Consider the following 12,684-nt stretch of genomic DNA (forward strand, 5'->3'; position numbering starts at 1 on the left):
GATGGTACGCTGTCGCAATCTACCGCTCCCCGAACGACTGGCTCAAAGTTTTACGAATCGGCTTTAGCAGCACATCAATCAGGCTGCGCTCACCGGTACGAATATCGACCTGAGCTGTCATACCGGGGGTGAGCATCAGCACACGGCCAATGGTCGTGGTTACCTGACTACTGGCTGTCTGTAGATGGACCCGATAGTAGATCTCCTCACCGTTAGCCCCCTTCTCCTTCAAAGTATCGGCACTAACATAGACCACCTCCGCCACCACACCGCCGTAGATGGTATAGTCAAACGGATCGAGCCGCAGCGTCGCACTCAGCCCCGGTGCAATACGGGCAATATCGGCCGGGCTGACTTTAGCTTCAATCAGTAGCTTATCATCGACCGGCACAATCTCCATCAACGCATCACCGCTACGAAGCACCCCGCCTACGGTAGTAATCGCAATATTTTTGACAATACCACTTAATGGCGTAATCAGCGTACTATCTTCCAACTGCTGCCGCCGCTGGGTCAGAATCTGCTCGTTTTGTGCCATCTCATCTTCAATTTTGGCCAGCTCACTACTCACCTCTTCAAAGAAACGGTTACGGCGGTTAATCGGCTTCGCTTCGGCCTCATTCAGCGCCCGTTCGGCCCGAATCACCTCGCTGCGGTTACTGTCGCCACGCTGCTCTAACTGGCGGATGAGCTTTAGCTCCTCTTTTGCTAAAGCGACCGCCTCACTCATATTGGCCAGTTCGGTCTTTAAACCGTCACGACGCTGCACAAACAGTGCCGTCTCCAGCTCGGTCAGTTCGCTATAGTGTTCGGTTAAGCCCGCCGGAAAGCTGAGCCGCCGCTGACCGGTCACCTCCGCTTTCAGCCGTGCTGCTTTCGCCTGTAGTGCCGCTAACCGCGCCTCGATCTCTTTAACTGCGGCACCAATGCGGGTCTCATCGAGCCGGGCAACCACCTGCCCCGCTTCCACCCGATCTCCCTCCCGTACTGGCAGCTCACGCAACACCCCGCCATCGACCGCTTGAATCACCTGAGTGCGACTACTGGCAATCACCTCCCCCTGTCCGCGTGCCACCTCGTCGATCATAAAGCGATTGGCCCAGTAAACGGCAGCGATAAGTGCCGTCAATAAAAGCAGTATCAGTCGTGAGTGGTGGTGATCAGCATAGCGCTCCAGCCGCTCGGCCCGTTTACGGTTGCGTACCTCTTCATCATCAAATAGCTCAGACCACATGGTTCACCCCTCCTGCGAATACCGCCCCCCTTTGCGGTGCGACACGCTGTGTCTGTAGCTGCTGTAGAATCTGTTGTGGCGTGCCATCTTGCACCACCTTGCCCTGCTGAATCACGATAGCCCGATTGGCCACGGTCGCGGCAATCACCGGACGGTGGGTGGCAAACAGCACTATATCCTCCTCACGCAGATAGTGGCTCAAAACCGCTAAAGCGTTGCGTTCGCTATCACTATCGAGTGAAGCGGTCGGCTCATCCATCAGCCAGATTCGGGGACGCGCCATAATCAGCCGCGCCAGTGCCACCAACTGACGCTGACCACCGGAGAGGCCATCGCCCCCCTCGCTAATCTCCAGCTCCATACTCTGCGGATTATCGGCAGCAATGCGATCCACCCCCAGCGCATGGCACACCTCCAGAAAGCGGTTATCATCAACCGCGCCCGATAGTGCCAGATTGCTACGCAGTGTCCCCTTAAACAGATGCACTGTCTGTGGCAGATAGCCGACAAAGTTATTCACCAGTTGCGGCTCCATCTGCCACATATCGCCTTCACCTAATGTCACCCGCCCCTCGGTTGGACGGTAGAGACCGGCCAGCAGCTTCAGCAGGGTCGATTTACCCCCCCCTACCGATCCGATCAGCATCACCCGATCGCCCGCTTTAAACTGTAGCTGTTCGATATCGACCTGTTTCACCGGCGAGTTAGGGTAGCTAAAACGCACCCGATCCAGCGCTATTTGGGTGGGTGGCTGATCCGGCGTCAGTAGTCTCTGCCCCGGCTGCCGCTCCGACTCTATTTTCAGTAGTTGATTGACCATCTGTAGTGCCTGAGTCACGGAGTGCCAGTGGCTTAGCTGCTGAATCCCCTGCGCCACTGGGGCGATGACCCGTCCGCCTAAAATGGAGCAGGCGATCAAACCGCCCATGGTCAGGCTGCCCGCCTCAATCAGGGTCACCCCGACCACCACCGCACTAACATAGGCCGAAGTCGCCAAAGTACTGGTGGTCACCGTCGCAAAGTTACTAATCGACTTTTGGCGCAAATGATAGTGCGCCACGGTTTCGGTCAGCTGATGCCACTGCTCATTAAAGCGCCAACCGGCGTTATTGGCGCGAATCGTTTCGGCACCGCGCAGAGTATCGACCAGCATCCCCTGTCGTTCATGAATGCGCTGTAGCTGCTGCTGAAACAGCCGCCGCAGCCGGATTTGGGTGATAAACCCGATAAGGATCGCCAGCGGCAGCAGAAGCAGATAGACCCAAGCGATATTGCCGCCAATGGTGGCGATAAGGGCGATAAACAGTAGCGCAAACGGCATATCGATAAGTACGAAAATAACCCCAGAGGAGAAGAATTGGCGCACGCTGTCGAGCCCCCCGACCTGCGAGGCGACCACACCGGTCGATTTCGGTTGCAGATCGATGCGCAGCCGCAGCAGATGGTCAAACACCTGCGCACTCACACTGCGATCGGCGCGACTAGCGACACTATCGAGTACCCGCGCCCGGTAGGTCTTTAATAACCAGTCGAGCCCGACCACCCCCGCCATGCCCGCCACCAGTGTCCACAGGGTGGCATAGGCGAGGGTCGGCACCACTCGATCGTAAACCTGCATCGCAAACAGCGAGGTGGAGACCGCCAGCAGGTTAATCACCAATGTCGCAATCATAATATCGCGCAGCCAGCCGGTTTTGGCAAACAGTGCCCGCCACACCATACGGGCGGCGATATTACGGCTAGAGAAGAGCGCCGTCTCCGCCTCCGGCTGCTGCACCCGCAGCCACAGCACCACCGCCTCATCCAACGCTGCATCAGCGGGGGTTATCGTCTCCCCCTCAGCGGTTATAAAACGCGGGGTCTCCTCTCCCGCTGCAACCAATAACCACTGGCCATCGAGCCAGAGCAGTACCGGCAGCTTACGCTGATCAAAGCGGCGCCAAAGTAGCTGTGCCGGCTGTACACCACGCAGTTTAAGCTGTTTAATCAGGCCATTTAGCCGTTGCAGAAGTGGGGTTTCAGCCGGAAGCGTCTGCTCAATCTGCGCCACTGCACGACGCCAAGCCCCTCGGCTCACGCTAATTTTAAGCAGGGCAAAGAGCTGCTGTAGTAACTCAGCTGGCGGCGGTGGCAGAGGCGCGTTCGGGGTGGTTTCACTCAAAATCACTACCCGCCATAACCGAATCAAACTCACCCGCTAACACCATGAGTGTGACGGTGGCATTGAGCCACTCACTCCCGGCTTGGGCCAGCTTTAGCTGCTGTTCATTCACTTCGCGCTGCATATTAAGCAGCTCCAACCACGACTTTTTACCAAAACGATACTGACGCTGATAGGAGTCGAGCGTCTGCTGTAGCGCCTGTACCGACTGTTGATAACCTGTCACCAACTGCTGTTGCTGGGCTTGAGTGGCTAACAGATGTTGCACTTTGCGTTGCAGCTCATTACGGCTCACCTCCCAGTCGTACAGACGCGCCTGCCGCCGCGCCTCAGCCGCTGCAATTTTGCCCCGGGCGCTCAGTCCGAGTCCGTCCAGGCTCCCCTCCACCCTTAGCAGCGCTTGCGTGTCGTAGTCGCTGCTCTCGGTTAGATGCTGTACCGCCTGTAGCGACAGCGTCGGATAGCGGGCGACCCGCTCGCGCTCAATGCTCTGCGTTGCGAGCTGCTGCTGCTGCTCTTTATAGGCTAACAGCGCGCTACGCGCTAGGATTGCGTTTAACAACTGCGCCTCATCGTGGCGTTCTAACCCTGCTACACTCACCGGTAGGGTGCTATCAACAGCTATCTGAGTCAGGGAGATGAGCTCATTTTCGGCTAACCGCAGCTCCCCCTGCAGCTGACTCAGATGACTTTGGGCATCAATAATGCGTGATTGGGCTAATACCACATCGGCCTCACTCGCCATCTGCCCCTGTTGACGACTAACAATCTGCTCATAGAGCTGCTGATGGGCGACAATATTGGCTTCGCTCAGAGTAATGCGTTGCCTGATTCCGGTAATATCGAGATAGGCGGTCGCAGTCTGCTCCAGTAGCTGCTGCCAGATTCGCACCTTATCGGCCTGTTGCACGCGTTGATCTTGTTGAGCATAACGAATACTACTGTCGATCTTATCAAACGCCCACAGCGGTTGGGTCAGCTGCAGTGCACCGAGCGAATCGCCACTATCATCAACCCCCGCCTGCACCATCGCGGTCGGGTAGCGTGCGGCTTTTGCCGAGGCGACCTCCGCCTCAGCAGCAGCGATCTCTGCCGTCTTACCCCGTAGTGCCGGATGGTGGGTTAGTGTCATGAGCATGGCCTGTTTCAGCCCCTCTAGTGACGCGACAGTCATCTCGGCAGGGAGGTGAGCTGTCTGAGCTGTGTTCTCTTCTGCTACTACAACGGTCGCACTATCATCCTGTAGCGCTGCGTTAATCTGTAGCGAAATAAGCAGCAGGCTTAACAACAACTGATATCTTTTTTTCAGCATCAATAACTGCTCCTAAAAACCTAGTCAAAATGGCTCATAGCAGTTTCCAGGCAATTCGTTCTCTCGATTCATCTATGGTTATAACTGCTTGTTGCATAATATCACCTCCTCTAATCTGGCTGGGGTATCTGTTATTGCTACTGCTCACTACAGGTCATGGAGAATACCATCATCTCAGCATAACAACAAAAGGGAATGTCCGGAAGGTATCTCGCTAACCCGTGATCCGACCTATAATGACAAACCCGTCTAGCGGCAGATCGAGACCAGCTACATCAGCTACACACTACAGCGGATAACGAAAAGTGGCAGCGCCCCGGTATGGTGCGCTGGCTGCATCGACAGGCAGGATTTGAGCCTCTTCAGGTTAACGAGGGAGCGCAGATCTTTGTTCGCAGGTTTGGACTCTCTTTCACCAGCCCGCTAGTGCTATAACGCCGAAGCTGTTAACTGATCCAAATCGGGTAACGGTGCTTCGTTCTCATCGTCCGGTTTGTGCTCACGACGCAACGCTTCGGCTCTGTCATGATTACCATTTAGCCCCAATGCCTGAATCAAGTCCTGCCGCCAGTTGCGATTCCATGGGCACTTTTCCAGCCCCTTTTCCATCATCACAACGCCTTCAGTCAAATGGCCTTTGCGGACATAGATTAACCCGACCATAAAGTTGGCTGCCGCATGCTCTGGCAGGTGGTGCAGTACCTTTTTAAACTCATATTCGGCTTCATCGAGTTGATCGTCTTTATACAGCGCAATGCCGTCGGTAAAGATGCCGGGCGTTGGTAGCGTCACCATATCGGTGATCGGTTCCCAGTCGATTTTGGCATTGGTGCCTTTAATCAATGGCGCTAGATGATCCTGATAGCGCATCCATTTGGCTTTGGAGGTTTGGTAGATCGGCTGGCGTACCTGCCACACCGATGCTGTTTTCACCGGCCGATCTAACTGGTTAAAGTGAAGCACTTGCGGCTGCCACTCAACGCCGATGTAGTCTAGCATCTGTCGCGCTGCCGCTTCGGTATCTTCCACCACCGCTTCGTAGTGAATGTCTAAAATCTCATCACCAAAAATCTGTCGCCAGTGGTGCATGAGTAAATTGTGATCCGCCAGCTGCTGCCCAATCCACTCCATATCGTAGGCAAAGCCCATCCCACCATGTTTGGCCTGATAGTCGGTAAAGTAGTTAGAGAGGGCAATATCGCGCGGATCACGCCGCACTGAGATAATTTTAGCCTCCGGCAAGAGAAACTTAATTAGGCCGACATTCTCAAAGTTGTGCGGCAGCTTATCGACAATATGTTTCGCTTCGGGTTTGTCATTGGCGGCCAGCTGTTTTAGCTCTGTCATTATCCCTTCGGCAATGCCGTTAACCACATAGGGGGTCAGATCATCGATACAGTCGGGATACTCCCGCCCCGAACCGATATGGCGCTCCCAGCGATTGAGACCCTGAATCCGCTGCGGAATGATACCCAGCTCGCCGGCACCAAATATCTGGCTGTGGCTGGCGAGGATCTGCTCTACCAGTGTGGTGCCGGATCGCGGCATACCCAGCACAAACACCGGCAGGCTCTTATCCTCACCGCGGTAACCACACTCTTTGCGATGTTCAAACAGTGCTTTGGGAAAGGCGTGTCGAATACGCGCACAGCGTTGGCGATGCGCTTTGGGATCGTACTTAAGAAACTTACGGCTGGCAGCATTGGCTTGATTGACTAATGCCATCGCCTGATCATACTCTTCGCGTTTTTCACGGGCACTGGCGAGCTGAAACAGAATCCCGCTGCGCACGGAGCCTTCTAGGGTGGGACGGTGCGCCAGTTTTTCCATGCGGTCGAGTACCGCCGGATCATCCGGTAGCTGGCGGGCATTCATCAGTGAGGCGACCCCTTTGGCGGGGTCAATCTCTTTTATCCGCTCAAACAGGGCAATGGCTTCATCAATCCGCCCCCGTTGCAGCTGCTGTTGCCCCAGCCCCTGCAACGCCGGCAGAAACCAGCTATTCTCCTCCAGTATTTGGTTAAACAGGGTTTCGGCGGTATCGTAGTGCTGCGCATCACTCTCGACCTGTGCCAGCGCGTTTTTCGCTTGCAGGGTCAGTTGACGAATGAGTGCTGCCGGCGTCTCCTCACCCTCACTCAGCTGCTGTACCAGCTCCGTTGCTTTTTCCGCCGACTGTCGCGCCAGTTGATCAAACTGGTGCAGCGCCGCCTGTGACAAGCGGATATGCAGTGATATTTGATCGGTGAGCGGTTGTTGATTTTTACGCACCAGTTGTAAACTGCGACGCAACAGTTGCACCGCCTGACCACTGCGACCCTGTATTTGTGCCAACTCTGCCAGTTGACCGAGCAGTTCAGGGTTATCGGGGAGCCCTTTTAGTGCTTCGCGCAGGGCGTTTTCGGCGTCGGCGTGGCGATCGCCGTTAGCTAGTACCGTAGCAAAGCCAACCACAACGTTAACCCACTGCGCCTCGGCCATTATTGACTGCTGTTCGGTTAACCACGCCTCCGCTGCGGCTAACTGATTAGTGGCGACCCATAGCTCTAGCTGCAAGCCGTTAAGTTGATCGCGCAACAGTTGCGCCACCGGCTGTGACAGAGTACCGGTTTGACTCTGTAGCTGCTGGCGGCTGTTCGCCAGTGCCAGCTCTGCCGCCGGATAGTGTTGTAGCTGCATTTCGATGCGTGTCAAGGCAGTCCAGATCGGGATTCGGTGCGGCTGTAGCTCCACCGAACGGTAGTAGTGCTGCAGTGCCTGCTCTAAATCACCCTGCTGCCAGTGGCAAAATGCCAGTCGTGCCAGTGCCAGCGCATGATCTGGGTTAGTAGCAATAACCCGTTGTAACAGGGCGGTCGCCTTTTGAATCCGACCGGTCAGCAGCCAGGCACCGGCCAGATCGACCTCTTCCTCTAAGTCAGGCTGATAGTCGCTAGCCGCCAGTTGGCTCAATGCCTTCTCCGCCAGTTGTCGCTGCCCTAGCTGAGCATGGGCAAAGGCGATGAGTGGCAGTAACGCGTGTTGCTGATGCTGTGCAAACGCGACTTTGGCCTCAGTCAGCAAGAGTTCAAACTGTTGTTGATCCGCCAGTTGGCGGTAGTGGTTGAGATTAGATAAAACTTGCATCGGCGACTCTGTAGTGATTTTTCATTGCACCAAAAAAATTGGCGTTGTGCAATTAGCAGGTGACCGGAGTATGGTTGCCAACCTCTGATAACCGCTACTGCATAACGGCTCTACTCCTCTCCTGCCCCCTTTTTCATCTTTTTACCGGCGGCGGCACGCTCTTTACGCACCTGTTTTGGATCGGCAATTAACGGGCGGTAGATTTCGATTCGATCTCTGTCTCTTAAAATCTGATCCAGCGTGGTCGCTTTACTGAAGATACCGATCTTATTCTGCTGTAGGTCAATGTCAGGATGGCGCTGTAGCACTCCCGACTGGTGAATCGCCGCCTCAACGGTAGTGCCCTGCTCGACCTCCAGCGTCAGTAGTGACTGCTGCTGTGCTAACGCATAGACCACCTCAACTTGTAACATCTGTGTCATAGTTAATTTTTATCCTCTGCGGTATAGATTTGGGCAGCGCGTTTCACAAAAGCATCCACCAGCGTATGACAGATAGGGTTAAACACCGGCCCGAGCGCCATTGAGATAAGACGATTCGCAAACTCAAACTCAATATCGAGTAGAATTTGACACCCCTGCTGCGGTAGCGCGATAAAGCACCAGTGGCCATCGAGGTGCTTAAATGGCCCCTTCACCAGTCGCATTCTGATTTCACTCTCCTCAACTAGCTGCTGACTAACGAGCTGTCGCTGCAACCCCCAACCGGCATAGAGCAGCAGCAGCATCGCACCAAACGGTAGCATAATGTTGGAGCGATTAACAGCTCATGCAGCTGACTCACTCAAGGAAGGTCTCCCCCTGCCAACTGACCCAGCCACTGCTAGCGGGATTAAACGACAAAATCGTCAGCAGGTTGCATAAGCGGATACGCTGCTCTCATACGCTATTACTTTAGTATGGCAAGTTTTTCATCATCATAAGGGGGCTAAGCGATACCCCCCCAACCCAAATGAGGTCTGGCCCCCGATGTGGAGCCACTGCCCTAAATGGAGTAACTCATACCAAGGCCCTAGCTCCCCCCGTAGTTCGATCTCTCCCATCATGCCACCTAGGTTCATCCGCCGCTGTTGGCGGTTAGAGTAGCGACACCAGTCGTAATGTTGTAAGTGGGTGACAGTCTCGATCTTTGCCATCTCCTCCCGCACGGGAAAGGAGGGTTCGAGCGTGGGGGAGGTGCCATAGAGCTGACACAAAAGCCAGTAGCGCCGTAAAAGGGTGGTTAAGAGCCTCTCGGCACTCAACTCTTGCCCCTGAACTCGGCCATCGATCTTAATCCGTAGCGGCGTCAATAGCGACAGCCTTCCCCCTTCACTACGATAACGCTCGTTATCGGGTCTCATGGCACTTAACGGCGGCTCCGGTTTATCGAGAGTGATCATCCCCTCGCTAGGGGCAAATAGGGTCACTCCCTCCTCCTCAAGCGCCTCGGCTAGGTAGCTGACCCGAACCAGCTCACCTACAACTCGTTGTGGGGTGATTCCGCGCTGAAATGCCCGCTGCCACGCGAAGATAAGTAGCGATAGCTGTTTTATCGCTGCCTGGCCAATGAGTACCATGTTGAAGCAGAGCGACTCCCCCGGCTGCAGATAACGCATTCCAGGGAGTGGCGCTTCGATGACATAGGGGGGCGGAATGTTACCAAAACGCCCGCTCCAGCTCTTTTGTGTGGCTAGATTAGCGATAGGTTGAAAAATGTGCGGGTAGGGGCAGCCCTGTTGTAACAGACACCCGTCGCACTCTGCTTCACGAGTCATGCAGCTAATCTGCCTCAGCGCATGGCCGAAGCTCCCTCTGAGCATTGAGCCGCCATACCAATTAAGTTGCAAGGGGGCGTTAAATTGGATCTCAAAACGGTATCGGGCTACTGGTAGGGTCTCAGGATGGCTCATACTTTTTGCTGTCTCTGTTTAGCTATTGCGGTTAACGGGAAGCCATCCTACCATTGAGAGCCTCTATTAGCTATTGTCACAAGGTTGTGATGCTCTGCTCTGTCACCTAAGAGGTATAGAGAGTGGCCCTTGATTATGGAAGTGGAAGTGGAAGTGGAAGGCGAAAAAGCAAGCGTAACCGACTAAAAGAGAGAGGTATCAGGTCATTTTTTATGCGTTAGTATTGATCGATTGTTAGCCTCTTCCGACTTGGCCGCTTCAACTTCTATCTCTACCTCTAAGCACTCTTTTTCTCTATCTCGCATTTTATGCTCTTGCCACCACTTTTGAAGTTGTGGTGATGTGTAAATTAGCATCTGATGCCGCTCTAAAACTTGCATCGCTTCACATAAAAGTGAAGATATTTCGCTATTGTGGCATTGATTGTCAATGGGTTGTTGTTGGGTAGGATCATCGTTGACTCTTTGAATATTAGACAAATAGTGCTCCCGTTGCTGCTGCATTCGTTTTATCAACCTCTCCTCATTCTCATCACTCCAACGGCATGGCATATCTATTTCCCTCTCTATATAGCTGTATGTCGTTAATAATATTTAAATCAAAGTTGTATTTCGATGTAACGCGGGGGGGGGGGGGGAGATTGTTGCTATCTCATTTTCTAGTGAAGAGAGTTAGGGTTGGACAAACTCACAAAGAAGAGATACGAGGGTAATTAGCTATTACGATAGACATAAATAAGGCCTTGTTCATCGTCTCGTTACCCTTGCGATTTCTATTATGCCCCTCCAACCAAGCGTGATTCAAACCGTGCTTTTTAGACCACCATTTCCACTTCCGGTAATCCACGGCGTGTAGGGGCGGGTTTCAAGCCCGCCCCTACGAAACCCAGATATTGTTCATCGTCTCGTCACCCTCATGAGGCATGACTCCCTCGCCTTCTCTCTCCACCTCCCCTAGCGGGGCAGCGGGAGGAGGGTTGGAGGGGGGCTGACAAAGGGATGAATAAGGCCATAAATGGCCTTGTTCATCGTTTCGTCAGGGACAGCCACAAACCGGCAGCTTGCCCAATTTTACAAGAGACATGACACATACACTCATGAGGCGTAAAATCTGTTGACGAAAACCATTTATCGCCACAAAAGAGGAAGTGTCATGTCAGAAGCAAGTGTAACTGAATCGGTCGCAAATCCCAAGCAGAAACCGCGCCGTAGCCGTATAGACATTGCCCAACTGTTAGAGCAATACGAGCAAATGACTCAGGAGCTGAGTGAAGCCGACATTGCACAGCACTTGGACATTCCTCGCACCACACTGCGTCACTGGCGTCAGCGCAAAGAGTCGCTGCCTTGCTCACCGGTGGTGGCTGACTTTTTTGAGCACCCGGATGGAATTGCGTTTCTGCATCGATTGATTATTACACTTCACTTTGTGCTGAGTTATCAACCGCATGGTCTGCGGGGCGTGATGCAAATGATTCAGCTCAGTGGACTAGATATTTTTGTGGCTAACTCACTGGGGGCTCAGCAAGCCGTTGCCCAGCCAATTGAACAGAAAATCCTTAGCTATGGAGCCGAGCAACGCGAACAGGCCGTTGCCCACCGCAGCCAAACGCCGGTAAAGCCTATCAGTTTGATCGAAGATGAGACCTTTCATCCTGACATTTGCTTAGTGGCGATGGAAGCGGTGAGCGGCTATATCCTTGTGGAGCAATATGCAGCAGATCGTAGCGCCGATACCTGGAATAAGGCGGTAGATGAGTCGATTAACGAGCTGACTATGAAGGTTATTCAATCGACCAGTGATGAAGCCAAAGGCCTCATCAGCCATGCCAAACATTACGAGGCCAATCACAGTCCCGATCTTTTTCACCTACTCCACGAAATAGCCAAAACACTTTTTCGGCGTTTTTCACAAAAATATAGCGAATGCCAGACAGAACTCGATAGTGCTCAGACAAGAGTCAACTCTTGGGAAGACCGGATAGAGAGGCAACAGACTGAGCAGAGAGGCCCCGGCAGACCCGCTAACCATCAACCCAAACTGGAGCAGGCTCAAGCCGTTCTTGATAAAAAACAACGCGCTTTCGAGCAAATCGCCCGCGACTATCAGCAAGCCAAAGATGAGCTCAACGGCATCAGTTCAGACTACCATTTAGTCGACTTGCAAAAAGGCACAGGGTTACCGCCAGAAGAGCGCATCGACTTAATTCGACAGCGCATGGAACGGCTAAAATCGTTAGTCTATCGCTATGGTTTAGGCGATAAAGTGATCGCCTCTATTGAGAAGGCTGAGCGCCTACTCCCGGCAATGCAACAGACGCTTTGCTTTGTGACTGAGACGATGAATACCCGACTGAAGGAACTCGATCTCAACGAGGAGATAACAGATGCTATTCATGATCAGCTTATTCCGGCGCTCTACCTTCAACGGGTAGCTCAGAGAATGACCACCGCAGAAAAAGCCCAACCGATCGCCGCTACCAGTCAGGCGTTGCTCGAACCCTTACGCCAATCCGAACACCCCATTATGTCACTACCTGAGCAAGAAAGGGCACAAATTGACGCCGTAGCCAATGAGTGCGCTGACCTGTTCCAGCGCTCCAGCTCTGCCGTGGAAGGGCGCAATGGCCACTTGGCGCTTTGGCATCACCCTTTGCACCGACTCAGCGATGAGAGGCTCTCTGCACTAACTATCGTACACAACTATCATAACGCAGCAGGAAATGACACTCCGGCACAACGCTTGTTTCAGCGGCCGCATGACAGTCTATTTGCTTACCTGCTCAATCAGGTTGATCTACCTCGGCGCCCCGCACAAAAAAGAGTAAAGCCGGACTCTAAGCCTGTGCTAGCGATGGCGGCCTGACGAAACGATGAACAAGGCCAGCACAATGGCTCATGGCGTTTTGTCGGTCATTCGTTCTCCGTTGATAGAGAGATTAACAGATGAGCACCTATAAA

General features: G+C 53.6%; 9 protein-coding genes. 1 reads left to right on the forward strand and 8 read right to left on the reverse strand.

The window, feature by feature from the left end:
- Positions 1 to 19: 19 nt before the first annotated feature.
- The 8 genes from D5085_01590 to D5085_01625 form a co-directional block, all read right to left on the reverse strand.
- Positions 20 to 1,234, reverse strand: a complete 1,215-nt coding sequence (locus D5085_01590) for an HlyD family efflux transporter periplasmic adaptor subunit (GenBank protein QEP41946.1) — start codon at positions 1,232 to 1,234, stop codon at positions 20 to 22.
- On the reverse strand, positions 1,224 to 3,401 hold the full coding sequence (locus D5085_01595; protein ID QEP41947.1) for an ATP-binding cassette domain-containing protein: 2,178 nt from the start codon (positions 3,399 to 3,401) through the stop codon (positions 1,224 to 1,226). Before D5085_01595 ends, D5085_01590 begins: the two co-directional genes overlap by 11 nt.
- On the reverse strand, positions 3,388 to 4,707 hold the full coding sequence (locus D5085_01600) for a TolC family protein (GenBank protein QEP41948.1): 1,320 nt from the start codon (positions 4,705 to 4,707) through the stop codon (positions 3,388 to 3,390). Before D5085_01600 ends, D5085_01595 begins: the two co-directional genes overlap by 14 nt.
- 429 nt (positions 4,708 to 5,136) lie before the next feature.
- Positions 5,137 to 7,833: a sulfotransferase family protein gene (locus tag D5085_01605; protein ID QEP41949.1), complete on the reverse strand. Its 2,697-nt coding sequence runs from the start codon at positions 7,831 to 7,833 to the stop codon at positions 5,137 to 5,139.
- A gap of 110 nt (positions 7,834 to 7,943) precedes the next feature.
- Positions 7,944 to 8,255 carry an RnfH family protein gene (locus tag D5085_01610; protein ID QEP41950.1) on the reverse strand — a complete coding sequence of 104 codons (312 nt, stop codon included), beginning with the start codon at positions 8,253 to 8,255 and terminating at the stop codon, positions 7,944 to 7,946.
- Between the two features lie 2 nt (positions 8,256 to 8,257).
- A complete protein-coding gene (locus D5085_01615) occupies positions 8,258 to 8,578 on the reverse strand; it encodes a type II toxin-antitoxin system RatA family toxin (GenBank protein ID QEP41951.1) in 321 nt (106 codons plus the stop codon).
- A 171-nt stretch (positions 8,579 to 8,749) separates the two neighbouring features.
- On the reverse strand, positions 8,750 to 9,724 hold the full coding sequence (locus D5085_01620; protein QEP41952.1) for a CRISPR system precrRNA processing endoribonuclease RAMP protein Cas6: 975 nt from the start codon (positions 9,722 to 9,724) through the stop codon (positions 8,750 to 8,752).
- A gap of 203 nt (positions 9,725 to 9,927) precedes the next feature.
- Positions 9,928 to 10,227: a hypothetical protein gene (locus D5085_01625; GenBank protein QEP41953.1), complete on the reverse strand. Its 300-nt coding sequence runs from the start codon at positions 10,225 to 10,227 to the stop codon at positions 9,928 to 9,930.
- Positions 10,228 to 10,876: 649 nt separating this feature from the next.
- Here D5085_01625 and D5085_01630 point away from each other — a divergent pair.
- Positions 10,877 to 12,589, forward strand: a complete 1,713-nt coding sequence (locus D5085_01630) for a hypothetical protein (protein QEP41954.1) — start codon at positions 10,877 to 10,879, stop codon at positions 12,587 to 12,589.
- Positions 12,590 to 12,684 lie beyond the last annotated feature (95 nt).

It is taken from the genome of Ectothiorhodospiraceae bacterium BW-2 (genome assembly GCA_008375315.1).
In the GTDB taxonomy this organism is placed as follows: domain Bacteria; phylum Pseudomonadota; class Gammaproteobacteria; order Thiohalomonadales; family Thiohalomonadaceae; genus BW-2.

Coding starts and splice junctions, on each gene's coding strand:
- D5085_01590 (QEP41946.1), bottom strand. CDS start 1,234: ATGTGGTCTGAGCTATTTGATGATGAAGAGGTACGCAACCGTAAACGG.
- D5085_01600 (QEP41948.1), bottom strand. CDS start 4,707: ATGCTGAAAAAAAGATATCAGTTGTTGTTAAGCCTGCTGCTTATTTCG.
- D5085_01605 (QEP41949.1), bottom strand. CDS start 7,833: ATGCAAGTTTTATCTAATCTCAACCACTACCGCCAACTGGCGGATCAA.
- D5085_01610 (QEP41950.1), bottom strand. CDS start 8,255: ATGACACAGATGTTACAAGTTGAGGTGGTCTATGCGTTAGCACAGCAG.
- D5085_01615 (QEP41951.1), bottom strand. CDS start 8,578: ATGCTACCGTTTGGTGCGATGCTGCTGCTGCTCTATGCCGGTTGGGGG.
- D5085_01620 (QEP41952.1), bottom strand. CDS start 9,724: ATGAGCCATCCTGAGACCCTACCAGTAGCCCGATACCGTTTTGAGATC.
- D5085_01625 (QEP41953.1), bottom strand. CDS start 10,227: ATGCAGCAGCAACGGGAGCACTATTTGTCTAATATTCAAAGAGTCAAC.
- D5085_01630 (QEP41954.1), top strand. CDS start 10,877: ATGTCAGAAGCAAGTGTAACTGAATCGGTCGCAAATCCCAAGCAGAAA.